Raw genomic sequence first — 25,787 nt, forward strand, 5'->3', positions numbered from 1 at the left:
TAAGGACGGTTTAAACATCACCGGTTGCGAAAAAGCCGGCGTCCGCTCCTGCCGTCCGGCGGCTGGGCGAATGCCGGCTCTTTAATTGCAAATCAAGCCGATGTCTTTTCGCTGTTTGGATCGTCGTCTTTGATCGGGCTGCCGTCCTTGTCAAGCAGGATCGGATCTTCCCCTTCAGTGACGGATGCCTTCGTGATGATGCAGTCCACGACATCTTCCCGGGACGGGAGGTCGTACATCACATCCAGCATGATTTTCTCGATGATCGACCGGAGTCCGCGTGCTCCCGTCTTCCGCTCGATCGCTTCAGCAGCGATGGCATGAAGGGCTTCGTCCTCGAACGTCAGGCGGACGCCGTCCAGTTCAAGCATCTTCTGGTACTGCTTGGCGATGGCGTTTTTCGGCGCCGTCAAAATCTGGACGAGCGTGTCTTCGTCAAGCGACTCGAGGCTCGCGAGCACCGGCAGGCGGCCGATGAATTCCGGAATGAGGCCGAAGCGAAGCAGGTCTTCAGGGACAAGCTTCGAAAGCAGGGACTCTTCTTCTTCCGGCTGCTCGTTCGGATCGGCACCGAAGCCGATGACTTTCTGGCCGACCCGGCGCTTGATGATGTCTTCGATGCCGTCGAATGCGCCGCCGACGATGAACAGGACATTCGTCGTGTCGATCTGGATGAACTCCTGATGAGGATGCTTGCGGCCGCCCTGCGGCGGAACGCTTGCAACCGTGCCTTCGAGGATCTTCAGGAGCGCCTGCTGGACACCTTCGCCCGACACATCGCGTGTGATCGACGGGTTCTCGGATTTGCGGGCCACTTTATCGATTTCGTCGATATAGATAATGCCTTTTTCCGCGCGGTCCACGTCGTAGTCCGCTGCCTGGATGAGCTTCAGAAGAATGTTTTCCACGTCTTCGCCGACATAGCCGGCTTCCGTGAGCGATGTGGCGTCCGCCATGGCGAACGGCACATCGAGGATGCGCGCGAGCGTCTGGGCGAGGAGGGTTTTCCCGCTCCCTGTCGGTCCGATCAGCACGATGTTCGACTTGGCCAGCTCGACGTCATCAATCTTGCTTTCGGAGTTGACGCGCTTGTAGTGGTTGTAGACGGCGACGGACAGCGCCTTTTTCGCACGGTCCTGGCCGATTACATATTCGTCGAGGATGGCCTGGATGTCGCGGGGCTTCGGAACGTCTTTGAGCTCAAAGCCTTCTTCGGTCCCCACTTCTTCCTCAACAATTTCCGAGCAGAGCTCGATGCATTCATCACAAATATATACACCCGGTCCGGCTACAAGTTTGCGGACCTGTTCTTGAGGCTTGCCGCAGAAGGAGCAGTTCAGGTTTTCATTTTCGTCATTGAATTTAAACAAAGTGGTTCACCCCTTATCAAGTGACAATCTTACAAGATTACCTATATGATGGCAAATAATTCGTCCTTTCCCCGGCGGAGGCCGGCATGTCCGTTTTTCACCGGAAGGAGGACGTCAATTATGTATAAAATAAGGCGCTGGGTGTCCCGGCGCCTTATTTGTTCTGCTATGCTATGTCTCCAGCTGGCTGGATTATTCTTTGATGGAAGCTTGGTCGACGAGGAATTCGATCGTCTTCTTGAAGCGGATATCATTTTCGAGCATATCCGTTCCGCCGAGAACGGCTTTGATCTGGTCGGTGTCCATGCCGAATTGCCCGGACATGGTCTTCAGTTCTTCCTCGATGTCCGCTTCGTTCACTTCGATCTTTTCGGCTTCGGCGATCGCTTCGAGCACGAGCGAAACGCGGACGCGCATTTCTGCATCCTCACGCATCTGCGCACGGAGAGCGGCTTCGTCCTGGCCGGAGAACTGATAGTACAGGTCAAGCGTCATGCCCTGTTGCTGCAGGCGCTGTCCGAATTCCTGAACCATGCGGTCCACTTCGGATTCGATCATGACTTCTGGAAGATCGATCTCAGCGTTCTTTGCAACGGTTTCGACGAGCTCGTCACGAAGCGCGACGTCCGAAGCGTCTTTCTTCTCGGCTGCCGTCTGGTCCTTCAGCTTGCCCCGCAGCTCGTCGAGTGATTCGACTTCACTGTCGATTTCTTTTGCAAACTCATCATCAAGCTCCGGAAGTTCCGGCGCCTTCACTTCGTGCACCGTTACTTTGAACGTTGCAGGCTTGCCTGCAAGCTCAGCCGCATGGTACTCCTCAGGGAATGTGAGCTCCACGTCTTTTTCTTCGCCGGTCTTGAGGCCGACGAGCTGTTCTTCAAAGCCGGGGATGAAGCTGCCGGAGCCGAGTTGCAGCTCGTAGCCTTCCGCTTTGCCGCCTTCGAACGGTTCGCCGTCGGAGAAGCCTTCAAAGTCGATGACGACTGTATCGCCTTCATCTGCCGGCTCGTCTTCCTTGACGATGAATTCAACGTTTGCCTGACGGCGGTCATTGAGCTGCTCTTCGATTTCCTCATCGGTCACGTCTGTGTCCTGGCGCTCGACTTCGATGCCTTTGTAGTCGCCGAGCTTGACTTCAGGCTTGACGGTCACAGTCGCCTTGAAGATGAGCGGCTGGCCCTGTTCGATCTGCTCGATCTCGATCTCGGGACGGTCGACAGGCTCGATGCCCGCTTCTTCGATTGCAGCGGAGTATGCTTCCGGAAGGATTTCGTCCACTGCGTCCTGGTAGAGGGACTCTACGCCGAACATGCTCTCGAACATTTTGCGGGGCACTTTCCCTTTGCGGAAGCCCGGCACGTTCACTTGCTTGACGACTTTCTTGAATGCCTTGTCGATGCCTTCGCTCACTTTTTCAGCGGGTACCTCGACGGTGAGGACGCCTTGGTTCCCCTCTTGTTTTTCCCAGTTAACTGTCATATTAGTAACCTCCAGACATGATCATTCGCATGCTTGCGCTTATGTTCACTTGTTTGACAACTTTTTCAGTATAGCACAGATGCACGCAGTTTCAACACTTTCATAACTGCCGCCCGCTGTGGGCAAGCTCGATCCGGTTGATCAGATCGATGACCGGATGCGCCCCCGCATCTGTGCCTTCGAATAGGCATTCGATATATGTATGGTAGGCGTCGGCCACTTCTTCCGCCGGATGTCCGGGCCATTCAAACGGATAAGCGGTGAAGCGGTATGTCTTCAGCAGCTGGACGGCGATCTGTTCTTTGGACGGATCCTTCGTGAAATGCTCTAGCAGCAGCTTCTCCACCTCGGCCGCTTTTTCCAGCTGATCCGGGCCCGCCAGTGCGAGAGGGAGGAATTCCCCTTCCATGCCCAGCTTTCTGACGGTGACGGGATGAGTGCAGCCGGCGGCCGAAAGGAGGATCAGTGCGTATGTGATGACGAGGGGAGAAGCTTCCGGCCTTCCGCAGAGCGCCTCAAGGAACGGGATCCACCGGCCGACGTCCTGTTCGGGCGCCGAGGACAGGAGGGTGTGCTGCTCCACTTCCGGCAGCGCAAGGAACTCTTCGATGTCCGGCGGATCGGTTGCGGGGGAAGCTTCCATTTCTTCATAGCGGCCCTTGAGCCTCCGGTTCAGGCCCTGCAGATAAAGGAATTTCTCACGGCGCTCGGGCGGGATGGCCCCTTCGTCGAGGAGCGCGGAAACCGTCTCCTCCACTTCATCGTATTCGCGGAGCTGGATGCAGATGGACAAGTACATTTCCATCGCTTCCACGTATTTAGCCGGCCCCGCCTGCAAATAGCGCCGGGCCGCCTCCCTCGCCTCCGAATATTCCCTGAGCTCGTAGAGACAGACCGCCAATGCGCCGAGCAGCCTTGGATTCGCCGGTTCATAGCCGAGCGCCTGCCGGATGAGCGGGATCGCCTCGGAAAAGCGCTCTTCCGCCACGAGGCGCAGCCCTTCCGCGTACAGGCGCTCGAAAGTCCCGGGCAGATAGATGACATTGCCCCGCTTTCTCACATTTCTTTTTCTTCTGCGCAACGATGCCACCCCTTCCGCCTTTTGTCTATTCATCATAGCATAGCCGGGGGGAGGATTGAACTATGCATTTGAAGCCAAATGCCGGCCGGGCTTTTTTCGGCTGTCATGGTGAAATTCAAAAAGCCAGTCCGCGGGCAATGGCCCGAAAACTGGCTTTGAATACGTCCCAGGCAGGATTCGAACCTGCGACCGACAGCTTAGAAGGCTGTTGCTCTATCCTGCTGAGCTACTGGGACATGCGGCAACCGGAAAAGTTGCGCAAGACAAAAACTATTATAGGGCCGTCAAAGTAGATTGTCAACGGCTCCCGCGGAAATGCGGAAAATTCTTCGCCTCCGCCTCGCTTCCGTCCGGACGCATGAACCGCACCGTCACCCCTTCTTCTCCCCCTTCGACCGTGGCGTAGGTCGGCGGATTGCCGGGCCAGGGGAGACGCGGACTTCCCGGATTGACATACAGGACGCCGCCGGCTTCCTCGGCGCCGTACATGTGGGTGTGGCCGAACAGGACCATGTCCGCACCCGTCTCGGCCGCACGGTACCGGAGCCGGAGCATGCCGCTCTTGACGTCTTCCAGATGGCCGTGGACGACCAGCACCCGCAGGCCGCCCGCCTCCGTGGTGAGCCGGTCCGCAAACGCACCCGGCGGATCGCAGTTGCCCTGGACGGCCAGAAAGCCTTTCATGTCCGGATCGTCCGCCGTGAATTCGCTGTCGCCGCAGTGGATCAGCGCATCGGATGAAGACTGCTCCCGTTCCCTGAACTGACGGACGGCTTCCCGGCTGCCGTGCGTATCGCTCAGGACGGCAAGTCTCCATCCCATCAGTCAGCCGCTCCGAACAGTTCGCCCGCATCCTCTTCCAGCCTGCGGATGGCTTCTCCCCGGTGAGAGACCGCCGCTTTTTCTTCCGGCGTCAGCTGGGCCATCGTCCGTTCTTCATTCGGCACATAGAAGACCGGATCATATCCGAAACCGTTCTCGCCGGCGGGGGTCCGCATGATGCGCCCTTCGCATGTCCCTTCATAGTAACGGGTCTGCAGGCCGGGACCGGCGACCGCAAGCACACAGATGAAACGCGCCGTGCGGTCCTCGTCGCCGACGTCCTTCAGTTCACCGAGCAGCTTTTCGATGTTTTTTTCGTCCGTCGCCCCTTCGCCGCTGAACCGCGCGGAGTAGACGCCCGGCCGTCCGCCGAGCGCATCGACAGCCAGGCCGCTGTCGTCGGCTATGACGATCTTGCCGAGCCTTTCGGCGACGGTTTCCGCCTTCAGTCTCGCATTCTCATGGAACGTGTCGCCCGTTTCCTCCACGTCCAGGTCTTCCGCCACGTCATGCAGCGTGAGCACGCGGATGCCGTACGGGGCGAGAAGCGTTTCAAAGTCCTTCGCCTTTCCCCGGTTCTTCGTTGCAATGATTACGTCTTTCATCGGTTTGTCCTCCTGACTGAGATCAGTTCGTATTGTATTCTAACCGGATTCCACAATGCCAAAACCCGGAGGCGCCGGCCTCCGGGTTCGCGTGTCAGCGGGATGATTGCTCTTCGTTCTTTTGCTTTCTCCGCTTTCTGCCTTCCTTCATCCCTTCATGAAGCTTCGTCAGCATGGCGGAAAGTTTGACCATATCATCTGATGTAAAATCCGTGAGGACTTCCTGAAGGTCATTCCGCCGCTTGTCGATCACTTCTTCGATGATGCGCTCCCCGTCTTCCAGAAGATGAATCCGGACGACCCGGCGATCCTGTTCATCCCGGACCCGTTTCACCAGTTGGTTCTTCTCCATCCGGTCGACAAGATCTGTCGTCGTTGAAAAAGCCAGGTACATTTTGTTCGACAGGTCTCCGATTGTCATGTCTCCCAGCTCCAGCAGCCATTGAAGCGCCACGAATTGGGGCGGCGTAATCGGATAATTATCCAGGATTTCGCGGCCGCTCTGCTTGATCAGCGCCGCGATGTGACGCAATTCCTTTTCCACGAAGGCGATCTCTTCTGGATTGTGCCGCTCTTGTCCGCTGTTGGACCCAGCCATCTGCTCACCACTCCCCGAAACCGTTAACTTACCTACATTGTGACGGGTTTCAGACGGAATGGCAAGGGGCATTTAGTCAAGCGAGAGTTCCGACAGCCGAAGAAGCTCGACAATCGCCTGAGCGCGCCCGGATACCCCCAGCTTCTGGATTGTATTTGAAATATGGTTCCGGACGGTTTTCTCGCTGATCCCGAGCCCGGCCGCGATTTCCTTTGTCGTCTTGTCCTTCACTAGCAGTTGGAAGATTTCCCTCTCCCTTTTCGTCAGCAATGAACGATGTTGCAGCTCATCCGCCACTTAGCGCCCCTCCCCTCAACTCTTCATCACAGAGTATGTCGAAAAGGCGCTGCGGGTGAGGGCTTTCGCCCGGTCAACTTTTTGGAATCACGCGCACCGGGCCAAGATCTGATTCAGCGGGCTGCAGAAGGAACCGGTCCGAACGCCGCCCGGTCCGCCTCCGTCCACGGCGCCGACTTGCCCGTTTTTCGGCTGATCTGCACCATCGTGCCGCGCCCGGTGAACAGGGCTTCCCCTTTCTTGTCTGTCGCAAGATAATGGATATCCACTGACGACCCTCCGAGTTTTGCCGCTTTCACATGAATGTCGATGGCCTGGTCAAAAAACACCTGTTTCAGATAATCGCACTGGAGGTCGGCGACAACCGGAATATTCTCCCCGTCCGGATCGAGCCAGTCATTCATCAGTCCGATATGCTTCAAGTATTCGATCCTCGCGTATTCAAAGTAGGCAAAGTTCACCGTATTGTTCAGGTGGCCGTACATGTCCGTTTCGGAAAAACGGACCGTCACCGGTGTGGAAAAGCGGAAGCCTGCCTTCCATTCATCAAAATCCCCGATATACTGCGCCTTCATTTTGATCCCCTCGCTTCATTGAAATGAACAGCCATTCATTTTTCTATCATAGCAGAAAATTCAGGGATTTGGAAGGATGTCCGCTCCATCTGAAAAACCCGCCGCAAGACCGGGATATCCGGCCGTGCAGCGGGTTTTGGGAAACTCCGGTTCAGTCGACGAGATGGTCGGAACCGAAGAAGTTCTTGAACGAGTGGATCGTCGCCGAGCGGTTCATCGCCGCGATCGACGTGGTCAGCGGAATGCCTTTCGGGCAGGCCACCACGCAGTTTTGCGAGTTGCCGCATTCCTGCAGGCCGCCGTCTTGGAGAAGGGCGTCGAGGCGCTCATCTTTGTTCATCGCACCGGTCGGATGCGTGTTGAACAGACGGACCTGCGAAATGAGGGCAGGACCGATGAAGTCGGTTTTGTCATTGACGTTCGGGCATGCTTCGAGGCAGACGCCGCAAGTCATGCATTTCGACAGCTCATAAGCCCACTGGCGCTTGCGTTCCGGCATGCGGGGTCCTTCGCCGAGGTCATATGTGCCGTCAATCGGAATCCATGCCTTGACGCGCTTGAGCGAGTCGAACATGACTTCACGGTCAACGATGAGGTCCCGGACAACAGGGAATGTGCGCATCGGCTCCAGTTTGATCGGCTGTGCAAGGTTGTCGATCAGCGCTGTGCAGGCTTGCCGCGGACGGCCGTTGATGACCATTGAACAGGCGCCGCAGACTTCCTCAAGACAGTTCATTTCCCAGTTGATCGGCGTCGTTTTCGTGCCGTCGGTGTTGACCGGGTTGCGCCGGATTTCCATGAGTGCCGAGATGACGTTCATATTCGGGCGGTATTCCACCTCGAATGATTCCCAGTACGGCTTCGAATCCGGCGTGTCCTGACGTTGAATGTCAAAGTGGACCGTCTTATTCGGAGTTGCCGCATTTCGTTCTTGCACGGCAGTTTGTTCAGCCATCGTATCTCTCTCCTTTCCTGGTGATCAGTGCTTCTTCGTATAGTCGCGTTCACGCGGCGGGATCAGCGATACATCGACATCTTCGTACGAGAAGACCGGTGCGGAGACGCCGTCGAACTTGGCCATCGTCGTCTTGAGCCACTCTGCGTCGTTCCGTTTCGGGAAGTCCGGCTTGTAGTGGGCGCCGCGGCTTTCGTCCCGGTTGAGTGCGCCGAGCGTGATGACGCGCGCCAGGTAAAGCATGTTCTTGAGCTGGCGTGTGAACGTCGCGCCCTGGTTGGACCAGCGCTGCGTGTCGTTGACGTTGATGTTGTTGTAACGTTCCAGGAGCTCCTGGATCTTGTAGTCCGTTTCCTGAAGCTGGTCATTGAAGCGGACAACCGTTACGTTTTTCGTCATGATCTCGCCGAGCTCTTTGTGAAGGACGTAGGCGTTTTCGGTGCCGTCCATCTTCAGGATGCCTTCCCACTTGTCCTGTTCTTTCTTGACGGCGCCGTCATAAAGGGTCGAGGACAGGTCTTCGGCATGCTTGTCGAGGCCTTCGATGTACTTGACCGCGTTCGGGCCGGCAACCATGCCGCCGTAGATCGCGGACAGGAGCGAGTTCGCGCCGAGGCGGTTCCCGCCGTGCTGCGAGTAGTCGCACTCGCCGGCTGCGAAGAGGCCCGGAATGTCGGTCATCTGATCGTAGTCGACCCACAGGCCGCCCATCGAGTAGTGGACCGCAGGGAAGATCTTCATCGGAACTTTGTGCGGATCTTCGCCAGTGAACTTCTCGTAGATTTCGATGATGCCGCCGAGCTTGACGTCCAGCTCATGCGGATCTTTATGAGAAAGGTCAAGATAGACCATGTTCTCGCCGTTGATGCCGAGCTTCTGGTTGACGCACACGTCGAAGATTTCGCGTGTCGCGATGTCACGCGGCACGAGGTTTCCGTACGCCGGATATTTTTCTTCGAGGAAGTACCAAGGCTTGCCGTCTTTGTAAGTCCAGATGCGGCCGCCCTCACCCCGTGCGGATTCGGACATGAGCCGGAGCTTGTCGTCTCCCGGGATGGCAGTCGGGTGGATCTGGATGAACTCGCCGTTCGAGTAGGTTGCACCCTGCTGGTAAACGATCGACGCGGCAGAACCGGTGTTGATGACCGAGTTCGTCGACTTCCCGAAGATGATCCCCGGTCCGCCGGTCGCCATGATGACGGCATCCGAACGGAACGAGACGATTTCCATCGTTTTGAGGTTCTGCGCCATGATGCCGCGGCAGACTCCGTCGTCGTCTGTGACAACGCCGAGGAATTCCCAGTTCTCATATTTCTTGACGAGGCCTTCCACTTCGTAGCGGCGGACCTGCTCGTCAAGTGCATAGAGGAGCTGCTGTCCCGTCGTTGCACCGGCAAATGCCGTGCGGTGGTGCATCGTGCCGCCGAAACGGCGGAAGTCCAGGAGGCCTTCCGGCGTCCGGCTGAACATGACGCCCATGCGGTCCATCAGATGGATGATGCCAGGAGCCGCTTCGGCCATTTTCAGGACCGGCGGCTGGTTGGCGAGGAAGTCACCGCCGTAGACGGTGTCATCAAAGTGGATCCACGGGGAGTCCCCTTCCCCTTTTGTGTTGACCGCACCGTTGATGCCGCCCTGCGCACAGACGGAGTGCGAACGTTTAACGGGAACCAATGAAAACAATTCGACCGGCGTGCCGGATTCGGCAGCCTTAATCGTCGCCATGAGGCCGGCCAAGCCGCCGCCGACGACGATCAATTTGCTATTCGCCATTTCTCAGTTCACTCCTCAGTTCGTTCAATACTAAGCAACAATGTTTGACCGGTTCATCAGACGAACGCGAAGATCGCGCGGATGCCGATCACGGACAGTGCGAGGAACAGCACCATCACGACGTATGTGGAGATGCGCTGCGAACTTTGCGACTGCGTGACGCCCCATGTGACGAGGAACGACCAGAGGCCATTCGCAAGGTGGAATGTTGCAGAGATGATGCCAACCACGTAGAACGCGATCATGAACGGGTTGGACAAGATGTGCGCCATCATGTCGAAGTCGACTTCGGTGCCGAGCGCCTTCTGAATGCGTGTCTGCCAGATGTGCCAAGCGATGAAGATGACAAGGAACACACCCGTGATCCGCTGCAGCAGGAACATCCAGTTCCTGTACGTGCTGTAGCGGTTCACGTTTGGCTTCGAAGTGAACGCTATGTACAGGCCGAAGAATGCGTGGAACATGAGCGGAATGTAAATGACGATCCACTCAAGCCAGTTGACGAACGGCAGGTTGCCCATGAAGTTCGACGCCTTGTTGAACGATTCCGCTCCGCCTGTGGCAAAGTGGTTGACGACAAGGTGCTGGGTCACAAACAGGCCGATCGGAATGATCCCGAGCAGCGAGTGCAGCCGGCGCAGGCCAAAATCATAATCTCTCATGAATTTTTTACCCCCCTTAATAGTGACAAACAGGCAGGCGACGACGCCCCCGCCTGTTGGACGGAAGCGAGCATTGACTGCTTATTTCATCATGATTACAATAATAGGACAAAACCATTGTACTCCTCCCCTATGGGGAAATCAAGGCGACCGACACAAATTCGACAAGAGCCGCCAATCCGGCTCCGGGGCAGCAGAATGCCGTGCCGGGGGAGTTTTTATGATACTGACGGAAGAGGCGATGACATTGACTTCGGAAAACGGGACGACGGTACGGGATGGCACTCCCCGCTTCGGATATGAGCTGATCAGGGACCATGTGCTCCCTTCCATCCTCGGCAAGCACGAGGAGGATATTTTGTACTGGGCGGGAAAAGAGCTTTCGCGGACCTTCCCCCTCTTTAAAATGGAAGAAGCTATTGATTTCTTCGGAGAGGCCGGATGGGGAGAGCTTTCCGTTTTGCAGGAGAACAGGAAAGAGACCATCTGGCTGTTGGCCGTCGAGCCCGACTGCATGAAACGGGGCCGCTCCTACACGCTGGAAGCCGGATTCCTGTCCGGCCAATTCTCCAAGATCCATGAGTGCGTCTGCGAATGCAGGCCGGAGGCGGACCCGAAGAAAGGGGAAGTCCGGCTGATCCTCGTCCGGGAATGAAATCTCCCATCTTTGCTGAAAAGCGGCCGTACCGGGTTTTCCGGGCGGCCGCTTTTGCTTTGCAGAACAGCCGGCGGTTTCACCATTTCAGCTTGTCCTGGATCTGCCGGTTGTACTCCTTGAAGGCGCTGCTGTTCGTGCGGACGCCTTTCTTTGACAGGAGCGAGTTCATCTTTTTCATCTGCTTGTTGTAGGCCGCTTCGAGTTCCGTCTTTTCCGTTTCGGGCGCATGATGGAGCCGGCCTCCAAGATCGGTTATTTCTTTCTGGACGAACATGGCCTCATCATCATAGCCGCTGTTCCTCAGGATCCGGACCGCCATCCGGATGTCCGGCGGCAAATGCTCAAGTTCGTCTTTAGGAAGCGGCTTCCCCCGGCCGGGCAGATTGTCGAACTCCCCTTCCTCCCTCGCTTTCCGGATTGCGTTTTCGATGAGTGTCCAATTCATCTCATTACCTCCCGCACTAGTCTTTGGCTGCGTCCTGTTCCCTGAAATAACCTTCCACGGCTTCGGCCACCGCCTGGGGGAGCCCCGCTTGCCGAAGAGCTTCTGCGTTCGCTTCCCGGATCTTCTTCACCGAGCCAAAATGGCGGAGAAGCTGGGTTTTCCGTTTTGGCCCGACCCCCGGAATGCCGTCAAGAGACGAAGTGAGCGATTTCGCCCCCCTCCTCTGTCGATGGAACGTGATGGCAAACCGGTGGACTTCATCCTGAATTCTCTGCAGCAGATAAAACCCTTCGCTCGTCCGCTTCAGCGGCACTACTTCCGGCGGGTCGCCGTACAAAAGGAGGGCCGTCTGGTGTTTGTCGTCCTTGGCAAGCCCGGCAATCGGGATGTCCAGTCCGAGTTCGTCCTCGATCACTTCCCTGGCAGCGCCGATCTGACCTTTGCCGCCGTCGATCAAGATGAGGTCCGGGAGCGGCAGGCCGTCCTTCAGCACGCGCACGTACCGCCGGCGGACAACCTCGCGCATCGCCCCGTAGTCATCATGCCGGGCGGCGGCCTTCGTTTTGTATTTCCGGTAGTTTTTCTTGTCGGGCCGGCCGTCGATGAACGTCACCATGGCGGAAACGGCTTCGGCGCCGTATGTGTGGGAGTTGTCGAATGCCTCGATGCGGAGCGGAGCGGCGATGCCCATTGCGTCGCCCAGTTCCTCGCACGCACCGACGGTCCGCTGTTCCTGCCGTTCGATGAGCTGGAACTTCTCGGACAAGGCGATTGTCGCATTTTTTGCCGCGAGCCGGACCAGGTCCTTTTTCTTTCCGCGCTGCGGAACGCTCACTTTCACTCCGAGGAGCTCCTGAACGAGTTCCGAGTCCGTTCCTTCGGGCAGGAAAATTTCCCTCGGCAGGATATGCTCCGACTTGTCGTAGAACTGTCCGATGTATGTGAGGAACTCTTCGTCAGGGTCCCGGTAGACCGGGAACAGCGACACGTCCCGTTCGATCAGTTTCCCCTGCCGCATGAAAAACACCTGGACGCACATCCAGCCTTTGTCGACCGCATAGCCGAACACATCGCGGTCCGTCATGTCGGTCGTCGTCATCTTCTGCTTTTCCATGACGGTCTCAATGTGGGTGATCTGGTCGCGGTATTCCTTCGCCCGTTCGAACTCGAGCTGCTCGGCCGCCCGGTTCATCTTCTCCGTCAGTTCCCGCTTCACGTCTTTGTAGCCGCCGTTCAGGAATTTGGCGATGCCGTCCGTCAGTTCTTTGTACGTGTCAGGCGAAACTTCATTGACGCACGGGGCGAGACACTGGCCGAGATGGTAATACAGGCATACTCTGTCCGGCAGCGTCTGGCATTTCCTGAGCGGATAAAGCCGGTCGAGCAGCTTTTTCGTCTCCGATGCGGCATACGCATTCGGATAGGGGCCGAAGTATTTCCCTTTGTCCTTTTTCACTTTGCGCGTGATCACGAGCCTCGGGTGGCGCTCCGCGGTGATTTTGATGTAAGGATACGTCTTGTCATCCTTGAGCATGATGTTGTATTTCGGGTCATGCTTTTTGATCAAGTTCAGTTCCAGTATGAGCGCTTCGATGTCGGATGATGTGACGATGTATTCAAAGTCCTCGATTTCGGAGACGAGCCGCTGTGTCTTCGCATCGTGGGAGCCCGTGAAATAGGACCGGACCCGGTTTTTCAGGACTTTTGCCTTCCCCACGTAAATGATCGTCCCCTGCCGATCTTTCATGAGATAGCAGCCCGGCTGGTCCGGCAATATGGCCAGCTTCTGCTGGATGCGTTCATTCATATTTTCTCACCTGCCAAAAAAACCGGGTACCTTCAGAGGCCCCGGTTTCCGTCGTTTCTGTTACGCGTGCTGTTCGATGAACTGGACAAGCTTTTCTTTCGGGTTGAATCCGACCACTTTGTCCACGATTTCGCCGTCTTTGAAAAGAACGAGCGTCGGAATCGACATGATGCCATACTTTCCGGCAGTTTCCTGGTTTTCATCGACGTCCACTTTGACGATCTGGACTTTGTCGCCGATTTCGGCGTCCACTTCTTCAAGGACGGGCGCGATCATCTTGCACGGTCCGCACCAGGTCGCCCAGAAGTCGACGAGAACGAGTCCGCTGGAAACTTTGTTTTGGAAATCCTGGTCCGTTGCATGTTGAATAGCCATTTTGGAGATCCTCCTTATTAATCAGGCAAGTCTGCACCGCTTTTCGCAACCGGTTGATGCAGCTGCGGCAATGTGCCGCTCCTCCCGCCGTTTGCGGGATATTGCCTCTTTATGGTCACGCTACACAGAGTATATCACGCCGCCGGTTTGGGGGGCGAATGTTCTGCCCGCGCGCGAAAGTCCTTCTGAAAGGAAGCGGCCCCCGATGTATTCCATACCCGGGGGCCGTCCCAATCATGCATTCACTTTTGTTTTCTTGATCTCTTCAATCATCATCGGAACGACTTCGAACAGGTCGCCCACGATGCCGTAGTCCGCCACCTTGAAGATGTTGGCTTCCGGATCTTTGTTGATTGCGACGATGACTTTCGAGTTCGACATTCCGGCCAAGTGCTGGATGGCACCGGAAATGCCTGCAGCGATGTACAGATCCGGCGTGACGACCTTCCCGGTCTGTCCGATCTGAAGCGAATAATCGCAGTAGTCGGCATCGCATGCGCCTCGGGAAGCGCCGATCGCACCGCCGAGCAGGTCGGCGAGATCTTTGAGCGGCTCAAAGCCTTCAGGGCCTTTGACGCCGCGGCCGCCCGCGACGATGACTTTCGCTTCGGACATGTCGACGCCGTCCGTGGCCTTCGTGACCACGTCTTTGACGACGGAACGGAGGTTCTGGATATCCGCGGAGACGGACGACACATCGCCGGAACGGCTGTCGTCTTTTTCAGGCGACGCGATGTTGTTCGGGCGGATCGTGAAGAAGACCGGTCCTTCATTGATCTTCACTTTTTCAAATGCCTTGCCGGAATAAATCGGACGGATGAAGATCGCATCTTCTCCTTCGCCTTCGATTTCCGTTACGTCGGAAACGAGTCCGCTCTGGAGTTTGGCCGCGATTTTCGGCGACAGGTCTTTCCCCTGCGCCGTATGGCCGAAGACAATCACGTCCGGCTGCTCCTGCTCATGGACGGCCATGAACGCCTGGCCGAAGCCGTCGGAAGTATAGTGTTTGAGGTGCGGGTGCTCGACAGTGACGACGCGGTCTGCGCCGTATGCGCTCATTTCCTGTGCCACGCCCTGCACATCGTCGCCGATGAGGACACCGACGATTTCACCGCCGCCGGCCACTGTTTTTGCGGCACCGATGGCTTCAAACGAAACATTTCGCAATGCGCCGTCGCGCACTTCCCCTAGTACAATCACTTTATTGGACATAATTACCCCTCCTGATTCGAATAGTACGGTTCAGATCAGATGACTTTCGCTTCGGTGCGGAGAAGCTCGACCAGTTCTTTCACCTGGTCCTGAAGCTCTCCTTCAAGGATCCGCCCCGCAGCCTTTTCAGGCGGGAGGAAGATTTCAATGCGCTCTGTTTTCGGTTCCACGTCATCTTCTTCGATGTCAAGATCATCGAGCTCAAGCTCCTCGAGCGGCTTCTTCTTCGCTTTCATGATGCCCGGCAGCGAAGGGTAGCGAGGGTCGTTCAGGCCCTGCTGAGCCGTCACGAGCAGCGGCAGTTCCGCTTCGATCGTTTCCGAGTCGCCTTCGACGTCGCGGACGATGTTCGCTTTTTCCCCGTCGATCTTCAGCTCGGTGATGGTCGTGACATAGTTGATGCCGAGAAGTTCCGCCACGCGCGGACCGACCTGTCCGGACCCGCCGTCGATGGCCACGTTGCCGGCCAGGATAAGGTCCGCATCCTTGTCTTTGAGGTATTCGGCGATGATCGCTGCCGCCGTGAACTCGTCCATGTCATCGAGGTCGTCTTCCGTGTCGATGAGAACGGCTTTGTCCGCCCCCATGGCAAGTGCCGTGCGGAGCTGCTTTTCGGCGTCTTCTCCGCCGAGCGTCAGGACCGTGACTTCGCCGCCGTGCTCGTCGCGCACGCGGATCGCTTCTTCGACCGCATATTCGTCATACGGGTTGATGATGAATTCCGCCCCGTCTTCTGCAATTCCACCATTCTGTACGGAGATTTTCTCCTCCGTGTCGAACGTCCGTTTCACCAGTGCGTAGATGTTCATGTTCCATCCTCCCCTTCGAATGTTTACTTCCCTTTGAATTCGGGCTTCCGCTTTTCAAGGAATGCGGAAATGCCTTCTTTGGCGTCTTCCGATCCGAACACTTCCCCGAACGATTCGGCTTCCGCCTTCACGCCGTCCCGGAAGCCGGCATGCTTGCCGTATTGGATCATGCGAAGTGCCGCCCGCACGGACACCGGGCTCATGCCGGCGATCTTGCGCGCCGTCTTGAGCGTTTCGCCGAGCAGTTCTTCTTCGCCGAATGCCCGGTTTGCGAGTCCCCATCCGACAGCGTCCTCGCCCGTGATTGGCTCTGCCGTCAGCATCATTTCCGCGGCTTTCGCCGGTCCGACGTACCTCGGCAGGCGCTGCGTGCCCGCGAAGCCCGGGATCAGTCCCAGAGAAAGCTCGGGCAGGCCGAGCTTTGCGCCGCTCGTGACGAAGCGCATGTGGCAGGCCATCGCAAGCTCAAGCCCTCCGCCGAGCGCCGCACCGTGGATGGCCGCGATGACCGGCTTAGGAAAATTCTCAAGCCGCTCGAACGTCTGCTGGCCGTTTTCGGACAGGCGGGTGAACGCCTCGCCCGATTCGACTTCCGTAAATTCTTTGATGTCCGCGCCCGCCGAGAAAAAACGACCTTCCCCGTGCAGGACAATCACCCGGACATCGGAATCTTGCTCAACCTCATCCAGAAGTTCCCCGATTTCACGGATCAGTCCCCGTGAAAGCGCATTCGCCGGCGGCCGCGTGATTGCGGCGATCGCCAGCCCGTCCTTCTTCTCCACCTTCAGGAATTCCATCCGAATCTCATCCCCTTCAGTCGGCTTTCATGCCTTTCATGAGCAGCCTATGTACATTCGGCGCCAGTTTCATTAAATCATATTTCTGATCATTCATCACCCATGAAGTGATAATTTCATCCATGGTGCCAAATACCATCTGGCGGGCCAGCCGGATATCCATCCCTTTCTCGAACTCCCCCTGCTCAATCCCTTCGGCCAGAATCCGGTCGAGGAGAGCCAGGTAATCCTTGAGCACATTGTTGATCTCGTGCCGCAGATCCTTGTTGGACTGGCGCAGTTCGAGCTGGGTGACGATCGCCAGGTGATGGTCAGAGTGAAGCACCCGGAAGTGATTTTCGATCATCCGGTACAGCTTCTCCTCGGAAGACACATCCGCTCCCAGGATCTTCTGCAGGTTTTCCACGAAGATCGACATCTTCTCGCGGAACACCGAAACGAGGATATCTTCTTTGTTTTTGAAATAAAGATAGATCGTTCCGTCCGCAACGCCCGCCTGCTTGGCAATCTTGGAAACCTGTGCCTGATGGTAGCCGTTTTCCGCAATCACGACAACGGCGGCGTCCACGATTTGTTTGTATTTCGGTTTGTTCCGCTTCAAAGATTCCACCACCAAATAAAAAAAGAAATATGAATGATGGTTCATTCATATTTCTATATTAGACTGCATATGCGTGTCTGTCAAGCACTCTCAGGAGCCGACGATTTCTTCTCCGTGTGCTGATTTTTCATCTTCCAGCTTCTTTTTTTCTTCATCCACGAGCTTGCGGCGCAGGATCTTTCCGACCGCCGTTTTCGGCAGCTCGTCGCGGAACTCATACAGCCTTGGCACTTTGTAAGAAGCGAGGTGCTTTCGGCAATACTCGTTGAGCTCCTTTTCCGTCACCTGCCGGCCCGGTTTCAAGACAATATACGCCTTGACGGTTTCCCCCCGGTAGGGATCCGGCACGCCGGCAACCACGCATTCCATGATGTCCGGATGCTCATAGAGCACTTCTTCGATGTCTCTCGGATACACATTATACCCGCTAGCGATGATCATGTCTTTCTTGCGGTCCACGATATAGAAGTATCCGTCCTCATCCATATAGCCGAGGTCCCCGGTGAGAAGCCATCCGTCCTTCAGGGTCGCCTCTGTTTCTTCGGGCCGGTTCCAGTACCCTTTCATCACCTGCGGCCCCTTGACGGCGATTTCCCCGATTTCTCCGGTGCCAAGCGGCTCCGCCGTTCCGTTTCTGAACACGGCAGCTTCGGTGTTCGGCCACGGAATGCCGATCGATCCCCGTTTTCGCTCCCCGTCCCAGATGAGGTTGGCGTGGGTGACCGGGGAGGTTTCGGACAGCCCGTATCCTTCGACCAGCTTGCCTTTTGTGATGGTTTCGAACTTTTCCTGGATGTCCACCGGCAGCGGTGCGGATCCGCTCAGGCAGGCCTTGATCGAAGAAAGATCGTATTTGCCGATATCCGGATGGTTGAGCAGGCCGATGTAGATGGTCGGCGCGCCCGGGAACAGGGTCGGCGACTGCTTGTCGATGAGCTTGAGCACGGTTTCCGGGTCGAACTTCGGCACAAGCACCATTTTGTTCGCTTGCGTGACGCCGAGGACAAGGACGGTCGTCATTCCGTACACATGGAAGAATGGCAGGATGCCGAGAATCGTTTCTTCGCCCGGCGTGCACTTGTACATCCACGCATCGCACATTTTCGTGTTCGCCATGAGGTTTCGGTGGGTGAGCATGACGCCCTTCGGGGAACCGGTCGTGCCGCCCGTGTACTGGAGAAGCGCCACATCTTCCGGATCCGGCTGGTCAAGCGCGATCGGCTCCGCCTTGGAACGCTTGATCGCTTCGGTAAACAGATGATTGCGGCCCCTGTGCTCGACTTTGACCGTCATGCCGTACTCCTTGCGCTGCACGAACGGGTAAAGAAGGTTTTTCGGGAAAGGCAGATAGTCTTTGATGCCCGTGATGATCACCTGTTCAAGCTCTGTCTCCCCGATGATGCGGGCGATCCTCGGATACAGGATGTCCAGGCCGACGATCACTTTGGCGCCCGAATCCTTCATCTGGTAGGCCAGTTCCTTTTCGGTGTACAGCGGGTTCGTCTGAACGACGATTCCTCCCGAGAACAGGATCCCGTAGAAGGCGATGACATTCTGCGGACAGTTCGGCAGCATGATTGCGACACGGTCGCCTTTTTTCACACCGAGGCCACGCAAATAGTTGCCGAATTTCAACGCCGACTCATACAGTTCCCCGTACGTCACTTCCCTGCCGAGAAAATGGATGGCGACTTTATCCGGGTAGCGTTCGGCCGACCGGATGAGGCCCGTCTGGATCGGCTCGTCCGGAATGTCGACCACCGGCGGGATTGCCTCCGGGTAGTTCTTAAGCCATGGTTTTGCCGTCATGATCTAACCCCTTTCTCCCTTCAATCGTTAGAATATTCCTATTTTAAGAATACACGAACCTGAAGGCGCTTTCAATCCCTCCATATAAAAAGCGCGGAAATTCCGCGCTTCCTATTTGAAAAACAGCCACCAGATGCCGACGATGATGAAGCCGGCGCAGAACAGCAGCAGCAGTTTTGCCAGTTTGACCATATCCAATTTGATTGACCGCCTTTCGATCGTCCTCCGCGTCCGTCAAGGTGTCAGGTGATGCTCGCACCGATGACAAAGCTGAGACCGACCGAGATGATGAATGAAATGAATCCCACCGCCCGGTTGTCGTCGCCGATTTCCTTATCTATATGAAACTTCGGAGTAAGGAATTCAAAAAGCCAATAAGCCATGATGAGCAGGAAAAATCCGAACAGTCCCCACAGCAGCATTTCCGGAAGCGTCGAATGCTGCTGGATCGAATGGCGGAAAATGTTGGCGACCCCGAAGATCTTGCCGCCGGTCGCAAGGGCCACCGCCATATTGCCGTTCTGGATTTCTTCCCAGTTTTTGTACTTGGTGACGAGTTCGAACACCACCATCGCCACGATGAGACAGAGGACGGTGACACTGAAATAGCCCGCAGCTTCCACGAGCGGATGAGTCCAAAAGCCGGATAGCAGCATACAGTTGGCTCCTTTGCCGTTTTAGTCTACTTATACGGCGGGAGCGCCGGGAAGGTTTCAAGTTTCCTCAATTGTTTTGTTTTCAACGTTGGCCGGATGCGTTCCGCATGCATTGCCTTACTTCAGCTCAACCACGGTGACGCCGTAGCCGCCCTCGCCGGCTTCGCCGAAGCGGAAGCTCTTGACGCGGGAGTGGCGGCGGAGGTATTTCTGGATCCCTTCCCGAAGCGCGCCGGTTCCCTTGCCGTGGATGATCGAAACGCGCGGATAATTGGCGAGCAGGGCATCGTCGATGTACTTCTCGGTCCTGCGGATGGCGTCTTCATAGCGCTCGCCGCGGAGGTCCAGTTCCAGTCTGACGCCGTCTCCGGAACGGCCGCGTACATTTGTGACGGTGACCGTTTCTTTTTGTTTTTCTGGTTTCACCCACTCCAGGTCGGTTTCGTGCAGGCGCATTTTCAGGATTCCGATCTGGACAAGCCACTCTTCGCCTGACGCCTTTTCGATCAGGGTTCCTTTTTGGCCGTAGCTGATCACCTTGACCTCGTCGCCGGCCTGGAGTTCGTGTTTCGCCGGCTTGGCACCGGATTTCGCCTTTTTGCGGAGCTGCTCCTGAGGCGCTGCCCCTTCAAGCCGCTTTTTCGCGTCGATGAGTTCGTGTTCCTTCACCTGTGCACCGGCATTCAATCGCAACGCCCGCAGTTCGGAAATGACAGCTTCCGCTTCCCGGCGTGCGTCTTCCACGATCCGCTTTGCCTTTTCCCTTGCCTTGTCTTCGAGCAAGTCTTTTTTCGACTCATACTCCGACAGCCGGGTTTCCAGCTGTTCTCTGAGACTTTCGGATTCCCGGAGGACCCTTGCCGTTTCTTCGGCATCTTTCTCCGCCTGGACACGGCTTGCCTCGAGCGATGTGATCATCGTTTCCACTTCATGGCGGTCCTCGCCCGTGAATGTCTTGGCGTGGCGGATGATGTGCGCCGGGAGCCCGAGTCGCTGGGAGATCTCAAACGCGTTGCTCCGCCCCGGCACGCCGATCAGCAGCCGGTACGTCGGGCTGAGCGTCTCCACGTCGAATTCGACGCTGGCATTGACGACGCCCGGACGGTTATAGCCGTAGGCCTTCAGCTCCGGATAGTGGGTCGTCGCCATGACGCGGGCGCCCCTGCCGTGCACTTCGTCAAGGATGGCAATCGCGAGCGCCGCCCCTTCCTGGGGATCGGTCCCGGAACCGAGCTCGTCAAACAGGACCAGTGACCGGTCGTCAAAGCGGCCGAGGATCCCGACGATATTCACCATGTGGGAGGAAAATGTGCTCAGACTCTGTTCGATCGACTGTTCATCACCGATATCGGCAAACACTTCATCGAAAACGGCCGTTTCGGATCCTTCAAGAACCGGGATGGGCAGCCCCGCCTGGGCCATGAGTGTGCAGAGGCCGACCGTTTTCAGCGTGACGGTCTTGCCGCCCGTGTTCGGTCCGGTGATGACGATTGCGGTCGTGTCCCTTCCGAATTCGATCGTGTTCGTCACCGCTTCTTCCCTTGGAATGAGCGGGTGCCGTGCCTTCACGAGCCGGATGTAGCCTTCATCGTTCACGGACGGGATCGTCGCCTTTTCGGCCATCCCGTACTTCGCCTTCGCGAGGACCGCATCCATGTCGCCGAGAATCCGGATGAGGATGAACAGCTCTCGGGCATGCTCCTGTACCTGTTCGGAGAGCACCCGGAGAATCCGTTCAATCTCTTCATGTTCCTTCATCTTCAGTCTGCGGATTTCGTTGTTCGCCTGGACGACCGCATCCGGTTCGATGAACAAAGTCTGGCCGGAGGAAGACTGGTCGTGGACAATGCCCCCGAAATGGGTCCGGTATTCCTGCTTCACCGGGATCACATATCGGTCGTTGCGGATCGTCACGATCGCGTCAGACAGCATTTTGGCGTTGTTCCGGGTGTATTGCTCGAGCTTGTCCCGGACGCGTCCTTCCTGGGCTCGCAGTTGCTGGCGGATCGACCGCAGGGCGGAAGATGCGCTGTCGAGCACTTTTCCGTTGTCATCGATGCATGCGTTGATCTCATGCTCAAGCGCCGTCAGGACCGGCATCTCCTCTTTTTTGGCGAGGAAGAGCGGGATTTCAATCTCTCCCTCTTCCCCGATGACCTCAAGGAACTGTCTCAGGATCCGGCCGGCACGGATCGAGCTTGCCGTTTCCATGAGTTCCGTTGCACCGAGCACCCCTCCGGCCTGTGCACGTTTTGCATAGGGCCGGATGTCGAACAGTCCCCCCATCGGCACGTTGCCGCGGATGCGGTAGATGGCGAGGGCCTCGTCCGTCTCTTCCAGAAGCGCCGTCACTTCACCGATTTCGCCGGACGGGGCGAGATCGGCAATCCGGCTTCTGCCGAGGACGGAAGTGCAGTGGCCCGACACATCGTCGCGGATTTTATCAAATTCGAGCGTTCTCAGGACTCGAGGGTCCATCGGCTCCACTTCCTTTCTTGCATGGTGCGGCGCCCGTCAGCCTTTCAGGTGATCAAGGAACCGCTCCAGTGTCCACGTATTGACGATATTATCCCGGTTCATCCATGCACGCTGCGCGTACCGGACACCGGTTTCCATATAGCCCAGCTGGCCGGTGCTGTGCGCATCGGTGTTGATCGCGACCGGAACGCCTTTCTCCTGTGCCAGCACCAGCCATTCCTCCGCCAGGTCAAGGCGGTACGGATTGGCGTTCAGCTCCAAGATTTTGCCGTATTCGGCCGTCCATTCGATCAGCTGTTCCAAATCCGGCGAATATCCTTCCCGCCTGCCGATGATGCGGCCCGTCGGGTGGGCGATCATGTCGACGTGCGGATTCGAGATCGCCGCGTGCAGCCGCTCCATGATTTTTTCCAGCGGCTGGCTGAAGTTGGAGTGGATGGAGGCGATGACGAAGTCCAGCTCCGCCAGCAGTTCATCATCAAAATCCAGCGTCGCGTCCGGCAGAATGTCCATTTCGGTCCCGCAGAGGACGGTGATGCCGTCGATCTCCGCGTCGACCGCCCGGATTTCCCTGATCTGCTCCCGGAGGCGTTCCGGCGTCAGGCCGTTTGCGACTTTCAGGTAGTGCGTATGGTCCGTGATGACCATATGGCTGTATCCCCGCTTCCGGCAGGCTTCCGCCATTTCCTTCACCGACTCCGCTCCGTCCGACCAGACGGTGTGCATATGAAGGTCTGAGCGGATGTCGTCAAGCCGGATGAGGCCGTCCAGTTCGGCCGTGCGCTCCAGTTCCGTGCCGTCTTTTCTGACGGTCGGCGGGAAGAACGGCAGGCCGAAGTGGGCGAAGAACGCTTTTTCCGAATCAAAGGTCAGAACGGATCCGTCTTCCTGCTCCACACCATACTCGCTGATCTTCTCCCCGCGTTCCTTGGCCAGCTGGCGCATGCGGACATTGTGGTCCTTCGAGCCGGTGAAGTGGTGGATGGCGCTCGCGAACTGCTCTGCGGCGACAAAGCGAAAATCAACGTCGACGGGGTTTTCCGCGTCGAGCGTGACGGACAGCTTCGTGTCTCCGGAGGCAACCGTCTCCAGGACGGGCAGCGAGTTCATGAGCCCTTCTGTCACGCGGTCCGGCAGCTTTGTGACGACGATGAAGTCCAGGTCGCTGCTCATCTCGGCCATCCTGCGGTAGCTCCCCGTGACGAGGAACCGCTCCGCCTCCGGGATGGCGTGCAACACATTTTCAATCATATGGACAACCGATTCCAGCTCCCAGTGCGGAAGCTTGTCCGGCCGCTGCCCGAATGTCTCCAGTTCCGCCAGCAGTTTCTCCTCGGTCTTTTTGCCGAAGCCCGACAGCCTGCTCACTTCTCCTGACTCGCAGGCCGCCTTCAGCGACTCGGCCGAATCAATCCCGAGTTCCTTGTGCAGCTTGGCGATCTTCTTGCCGCCGAGACCCGGGATCTTGAGCAGGGGGATCAGCCCGTCCGGCACTTCTTCCCGCAGCTCAGCCAGCAGATCGGATTCCCCTTTTTCCAACAGGTCGGTGATCACGGCACCTGTCCCTTTCCCGATGCCTTTGAGTGACAGGATATCCTCCATTTCGGAAAGGCTTCTCGGATCCTGCTCCAGGACGCCCGCCGCTTTCCTGAACGCCGCGACCTTGAACGGGTTTTCCCCGAGCAGCTCCATGTGCAGTGCGATGTCTTCCAGCGTATGGATGATGATTTTCTTGTTCATGTCGAAAACCTCCCCTTTCGGCTAAAAAGCTCCCCTCGCGGGAGGGAAGCTCATTTCAGGTAGATGTACCACCAGTTTTTCACCGCTTCGGAAATAAGCGGCGTATGTTTCAGGATGGCACCGGCAAGGACCGATGAGCCGATCCTGTCCTGCACGAAGCCGATCGGCAGCATGGCGAACACGTAGAGCAGGAAAAAGAGGATCAGGTAAAACTCCACGAATCCGAGCGCGGCTCCCGTGAAGGCGTTGACCGATCCGAGGACCGGCAGATACTTCAGGAAGTCGAGCATCGACGCCAGCAGCTGAAGCACGAGCTTCACCGCCAGGAAGATGAAGACGAAAGCGAGCAGGCGATAGAACGTCTGGTCGAAATCGATGGTCCCGAAGGCGATCTTCAGGGAGTTTCCGGCCTCCACCGCCGGGTACGGGACCCACAGGACAAATTTATCGGCGAGCGGCTTGTAGTAGGCCCAAGCCACGATGAGCGCGACGATGAAGCTGACCATATGTATGAGCTGGACGATCAGGCCCCGCTTGAAACCGGTGATCAGTCCTCCGAGCAGGACAAAAACAATGATTAAATCGAGCATTCGCGTCAACCCTTCAGCAATTTCAGTTCGTTTTCCAGCTCCTCGATGCGCTCTTTCAGCTTAATGGCATCGTTCACTGTGTTCACCGCCGTCAGTACGGCAATCTTTGTTGTATCGAGCGACCGATTTTTCGAGGAGATATCGCGCATCATGTCGTCCACCAGCGAAGCGACAAGACGCATATGGCTGCTGCTCTCCGTTCCGACCATCTGGTATGTCTGGCCATAGATTTCAACGGCCACACGGATTTTTTCCGGTTCAGTCACTCCCGCCACCTCCTTGAAAAATCCTATACACCATAATACCATGAAAGCAGATTCAATGTGTAGGACGGAAAACGGCCCTTTGCCCTTTTCCCGGACCGGCCGGATCTGCACAGGACGGAAGGATGAGGATATGTCAAATACAGTCATAGTGATGGACGCCGTGCAGATGAAAAAACTGATCGACCATTATGAGGGTTCAAAAGTGGTGCGCAATGCCCCGGGAGTCGTGTTCGCCGCAAAGACGGGCGGGACATCGATCACCGCCTATAAATCCGGCAAGGTGATGTTCCAGGGGGCCGCCGGCGCTGCCGAAGCCGCCAAATGGACTTCCGGGGGTGCGGTTGCCGGCCCTTCCGCCAAGCCGAAGTCTTCGGCCAAGGGCGACCGCCTGCCGGACGGCCTTGCCAGAATGTCTGTCATCGGATCGGACGAAACGGGCACAGGAGATTTCTTCGGCCCGGTGACGGTGGCGGCGTGCTATGTGCCGGCCGAAGGAATTGCGCTTGCCGAAGAGCTCGGCGTCAAGGACTCCAAAATGCTTACGGATCCGCTGATGCGCCGGATCGGGCCTCAGATCAAGGCAGCTTTTCCGAACAGCGTGCTCGTGCTGCCAAACGGCAAATACAACACCGTCCAGGCGAAGGGCTGGTCACAGGGCAAGATCAAGGCGCTCCTGCACAACCAGGCGATCCGGCATGTGCTGCGGAAGCTGGACGGGCGAAAACCGGATTACATCCTGATCGACCAGTTCGCCGAACGCGGCATCTACTACCGCCACATCAGCGGCGAACAGGACATCGTGCGGGAGAACGTGCTGTTTTCAACAAAGGCGGAGAATCTCCACGCCTCGGTCGCCTGCGCCTCCATCCTCGCCCGCGTGGCGTTTCTCGAGGAAATGGACCGGCTGAGCGAAGAGGCCGGCGTCACCCTGCCGAAAGGAGCCGGAAAACCGGTTGACGAAGCCGCCGCAAAGATCCTTCTTGCGAAGGGAGACGACTTCCTCGCTTCCATCACGAAAAAACATTTTGCCAATACGAACAAAGCCGCCGCCCTCGCTTCAAAAAAGCGCGGCCGGTGAAAAGATCCATCCTGAGCCGACACATCGTGTTGGCTCTTGTTTATTTCCTGAGAATGGAAGGAGCATTCACCACGGCGCGGATCCTATCGCGACATTCACCACGGAGCGGTTCCTATCCCGACATTCAACAGCGCAATCCCGACATTCGGCGCCTCTATCCCGACATTCACCACGGCACGCTTCCCATCCCGACATTCAACGGCGCAATCCCGACATTCGCCGGTCCGATCCCGACATTCGGCGCCTCTA

At 57.1% G+C, this 25,787-nt stretch carries 26 protein-coding genes and 1 tRNA gene; 2 read left to right on the top strand and 25 right to left on the bottom strand.

Features of this window, described 5'->3' with window-relative positions; all coding sequences use genetic code 11:
• Positions 1-92: 92 nt before the first annotated feature.
• The 12 genes from clpX to ACFFIY_RS11740 all read right to left on the bottom strand — a co-directional run bounded on the left by clpX (position 93) and on the right by ACFFIY_RS11740 (position 10,217).
• The gene (clpX, locus tag ACFFIY_RS11685) at positions 93-1,370 is read right to left on the bottom strand and encodes an ATP-dependent protease ATP-binding subunit ClpX (protein ID WP_354194975.1); all 1,278 of its coding nucleotides are present in this window, start codon (positions 1,368-1,370) and stop codon (positions 93-95) included.
• A gap of 192 nt (positions 1,371-1,562) precedes the next feature.
• On the bottom strand, positions 1,563-2,849 hold the full coding sequence (gene tig, locus ACFFIY_RS11690) for a trigger factor (protein ID WP_354194973.1): 1,287 nt from the start codon (positions 2,847-2,849) through the stop codon (positions 1,563-1,565).
• Positions 2,850-2,949: 100 nt separating this feature from the next.
• Positions 2,950-3,909 carry a tetratricopeptide repeat protein gene (locus ACFFIY_RS11695; RefSeq protein ID WP_354194971.1) on the bottom strand — a complete coding sequence of 320 codons (960 nt, stop codon included), beginning with the start codon at positions 3,907-3,909 and terminating at the stop codon, positions 2,950-2,952.
• Between the two features lie 183 nt (positions 3,910-4,092).
• Positions 4,093-4,166, bottom strand: a tRNA-Arg gene (locus tag ACFFIY_RS11700).
• A gap of 61 nt (positions 4,167-4,227) precedes the next feature.
• Positions 4,228-4,752 (bottom strand): metallophosphoesterase, encoded by a 525-nt coding sequence (locus ACFFIY_RS11705; protein WP_354194969.1) that lies wholly within the window; start codon positions 4,750-4,752, stop codon positions 4,228-4,230.
• On the bottom strand, positions 4,752-5,357 hold the full coding sequence (locus ACFFIY_RS11710) for an XTP/dITP diphosphatase (RefSeq protein ID WP_354194967.1): 606 nt from the start codon (positions 5,355-5,357) through the stop codon (positions 4,752-4,754). Before ACFFIY_RS11710 ends, ACFFIY_RS11705 begins: the two co-directional genes overlap by 1 nt.
• 94 nt (positions 5,358-5,451) lie before the next feature.
• Positions 5,452-5,955: a MarR family winged helix-turn-helix transcriptional regulator gene (locus ACFFIY_RS11715; RefSeq protein ID WP_354194965.1), complete on the bottom strand. Its 504-nt coding sequence runs from the start codon at positions 5,953-5,955 to the stop codon at positions 5,452-5,454.
• Positions 5,956-6,027: 72 nt separating this feature from the next.
• On the bottom strand, positions 6,028-6,252 hold the full coding sequence (locus ACFFIY_RS11720; RefSeq protein WP_354194963.1) for a helix-turn-helix domain-containing protein: 225 nt from the start codon (positions 6,250-6,252) through the stop codon (positions 6,028-6,030).
• A 113-nt stretch (positions 6,253-6,365) separates the two neighbouring features.
• Positions 6,366-6,827: an acyl-CoA thioesterase gene (locus ACFFIY_RS11725; protein WP_354194961.1), complete on the bottom strand. Its 462-nt coding sequence runs from the start codon at positions 6,825-6,827 to the stop codon at positions 6,366-6,368.
• 151 nt (positions 6,828-6,978) lie between these two features.
• Positions 6,979-7,782, bottom strand: a complete 804-nt coding sequence (gene sdhB, locus ACFFIY_RS11730; RefSeq protein ID WP_354194959.1) for a succinate dehydrogenase iron-sulfur subunit — start codon at positions 7,780-7,782, stop codon at positions 6,979-6,981.
• Positions 7,783-7,806: 24 nt separating this feature from the next.
• On the bottom strand, positions 7,807-9,555 hold the full coding sequence (gene sdhA, locus ACFFIY_RS11735) for a succinate dehydrogenase flavoprotein subunit (RefSeq protein WP_354194957.1): 1,749 nt from the start codon (positions 9,553-9,555) through the stop codon (positions 7,807-7,809).
• Between the two features lie 56 nt (positions 9,556-9,611).
• Complete coding sequence (locus ACFFIY_RS11740) at positions 9,612-10,217, bottom strand: succinate dehydrogenase cytochrome b558 subunit (protein WP_354194955.1); 606 nt, start codon at positions 10,215-10,217, stop codon at positions 9,612-9,614.
• A gap of 220 nt (positions 10,218-10,437) precedes the next feature.
• Between ACFFIY_RS11740 and ACFFIY_RS11745 the strand changes: the two genes are divergently transcribed.
• Positions 10,438-10,872, top strand: coding sequence for a DUF2507 domain-containing protein (locus tag ACFFIY_RS11745; RefSeq protein ID WP_354194953.1), 435 nt, complete (start codon positions 10,438-10,440; stop codon positions 10,870-10,872).
• Positions 10,873-10,951: 79 nt separating this feature from the next.
• Here ACFFIY_RS11745 and ACFFIY_RS11750 read toward each other — a convergent pair whose 3' ends face one another.
• From ACFFIY_RS11750 to zapA, 13 genes are all read right to left on the bottom strand, one after another.
• Positions 10,952-11,320, bottom strand: coding sequence for a DnaJ family domain-containing protein (locus tag ACFFIY_RS11750; protein WP_354194951.1), 369 nt, complete (start codon positions 11,318-11,320; stop codon positions 10,952-10,954).
• A gap of 16 nt (positions 11,321-11,336) precedes the next feature.
• Positions 11,337-13,127 (bottom strand): excinuclease ABC subunit UvrC, encoded by a 1,791-nt coding sequence (gene uvrC, locus ACFFIY_RS11755; RefSeq protein ID WP_354194949.1) that lies wholly within the window; start codon positions 13,125-13,127, stop codon positions 11,337-11,339.
• 60 nt (positions 13,128-13,187) lie between these two features.
• The gene (gene trxA / locus ACFFIY_RS11760; protein WP_354194947.1) at positions 13,188-13,502 is read right to left on the bottom strand and encodes a thioredoxin; all 315 of its coding nucleotides are present in this window, start codon (positions 13,500-13,502) and stop codon (positions 13,188-13,190) included.
• A 234-nt stretch (positions 13,503-13,736) separates the two neighbouring features.
• A complete protein-coding gene (locus tag ACFFIY_RS11765; RefSeq protein WP_354194945.1) occupies positions 13,737-14,714 on the bottom strand; it encodes an electron transfer flavoprotein subunit alpha/FixB family protein in 978 nt (325 codons plus the stop codon).
• A gap of 35 nt (positions 14,715-14,749) precedes the next feature.
• Positions 14,750-15,523 carry an electron transfer flavoprotein subunit beta/FixA family protein gene (locus ACFFIY_RS11770; RefSeq protein WP_354194943.1) on the bottom strand — a complete coding sequence of 258 codons (774 nt, stop codon included), beginning with the start codon at positions 15,521-15,523 and terminating at the stop codon, positions 14,750-14,752.
• A gap of 23 nt (positions 15,524-15,546) precedes the next feature.
• A complete protein-coding gene (locus ACFFIY_RS11775; RefSeq protein ID WP_354194941.1) occupies positions 15,547-16,320 on the bottom strand; it encodes an enoyl-CoA hydratase in 774 nt (257 codons plus the stop codon).
• A gap of 16 nt (positions 16,321-16,336) precedes the next feature.
• A complete protein-coding gene (fadR, locus tag ACFFIY_RS11780) occupies positions 16,337-16,921 on the bottom strand; it encodes a fatty acid metabolism transcriptional regulator FadR (RefSeq protein WP_354194939.1) in 585 nt (194 codons plus the stop codon).
• Positions 16,922-17,011: 90 nt separating this feature from the next.
• Entirely contained in the window at positions 17,012-18,730 is a 1,719-nt protein-coding gene (locus ACFFIY_RS11785; RefSeq protein WP_354194937.1) for a long-chain-fatty-acid--CoA ligase, read from the bottom strand.
• A 242-nt stretch (positions 18,731-18,972) separates the two neighbouring features.
• On the bottom strand, positions 18,973-19,386 hold the full coding sequence (locus ACFFIY_RS11790; RefSeq protein ID WP_354194935.1) for a DUF350 domain-containing protein: 414 nt from the start codon (positions 19,384-19,386) through the stop codon (positions 18,973-18,975).
• 117 nt (positions 19,387-19,503) lie between these two features.
• Positions 19,504-21,864 (bottom strand): endonuclease MutS2, encoded by a 2,361-nt coding sequence (locus ACFFIY_RS11795; RefSeq protein ID WP_354194933.1) that lies wholly within the window; start codon positions 21,862-21,864, stop codon positions 19,504-19,506.
• A 36-nt stretch (positions 21,865-21,900) separates the two neighbouring features.
• Positions 21,901-23,604 (bottom strand): DNA polymerase/3'-5' exonuclease PolX, encoded by a 1,704-nt coding sequence (gene polX, locus ACFFIY_RS11800; protein WP_354194931.1) that lies wholly within the window; start codon positions 23,602-23,604, stop codon positions 21,901-21,903.
• A 50-nt stretch (positions 23,605-23,654) separates the two neighbouring features.
• Positions 23,655-24,194, bottom strand: coding sequence for a CvpA family protein (locus ACFFIY_RS11805; RefSeq protein ID WP_354194929.1), 540 nt, complete (start codon positions 24,192-24,194; stop codon positions 23,655-23,657).
• Between the two features lie 5 nt (positions 24,195-24,199).
• Positions 24,200-24,460 (bottom strand): cell division protein ZapA, encoded by a 261-nt coding sequence (gene zapA / locus ACFFIY_RS11810; protein ID WP_354194927.1) that lies wholly within the window; start codon positions 24,458-24,460, stop codon positions 24,200-24,202.
• Positions 24,461-24,590: 130 nt separating this feature from the next.
• On the opposite strand from zapA, the gene rnhC reads away from it, so the two are divergent.
• A complete protein-coding gene (rnhC, locus tag ACFFIY_RS11815; RefSeq protein WP_354194925.1) occupies positions 24,591-25,538 on the top strand; it encodes a ribonuclease HIII in 948 nt (315 codons plus the stop codon).
• Positions 25,539-25,787 lie beyond the last annotated feature (249 nt).

It is taken from the genome of Bhargavaea ullalensis (assembly GCF_042432615.1).
GTDB lineage: Bacteria > Bacillota > Bacilli > Bacillales_A > Planococcaceae > Bhargavaea > Bhargavaea ullalensis.